Origin of the sequence: Proteus faecis (genome assembly GCF_030286765.1) — a bacterium.
In the GTDB taxonomy this organism is placed as follows: Bacteria; Pseudomonadota; Gammaproteobacteria; order Enterobacterales; family Enterobacteriaceae; genus Proteus; species Proteus faecis.
Window position 1 is genome coordinate 1 of the sequence record NZ_JASVWV010000061.1, and the last position, 667, is coordinate 667.

Below are 667 nucleotides of genomic sequence, written 5' to 3' on the forward strand. Positions count from 1 at the left end.
CCTGAAATTGAGAATACGTCTTCAATTGGTAACAGGAATGGTTTGTCAATTGCACGCTCTGGCTCTGGAATGTATGAATCCAGTGCTTCTGCTAATTCAACAATTTTTGCTTCCCACTCTGCTTCGCCTTCCAGTGCTTTCAGCGCTGAACCACGGATTACTGGAGTGTCATCACCTGGGAAATCGTACTGAGACAGAAGTTCACGAACTTCCATTTCTACTAATTCCAGTAACTCTTCATCATCTACCATGTCACATTTGTTCAGGAATACGATGATGTAAGGAACACCAACCTGACGACCTAACAGGATGTGCTCACGAGTTTGTGGCATTGGGCCATCTGTCGCAGCAACAACCAGGATAGCTCCGTCCATTTGCGCAGCACCGGTGATCATGTTTTTAACATAGTCGGCGTGACCTGGGCAGTCTACGTGTGCGTAGTGACGAGTTGGTGTGTCATATTCTACGTGTGAAGTAGAGATGGTGATACCACGAGCTTTTTCTTCTGGTGCGTTATCGATTTGATCGAATGCACGAGCAGCACCACCGTAAGTTTTAGCTAAAACTGTAGTGATTGCAGCAGTCAGAGTTGTTTTACCGTGGTCAACGTGGCCGATAGTACCAACGTTAACGTGCGGTTTTGAACGTTCAAATTTTTCTTTAGACA

At 45.6% G+C, this 667-nt stretch carries 1 protein-coding gene; it reads right to left on the reverse strand.

Annotated features, from left to right (window positions below; translation table 11 throughout):
* A partial coding sequence (locus QSH13_RS18475; RefSeq protein ID WP_275349107.1) for a GTP-binding protein occupies positions 1-667 on the reverse strand: 667 nt, incomplete at both ends.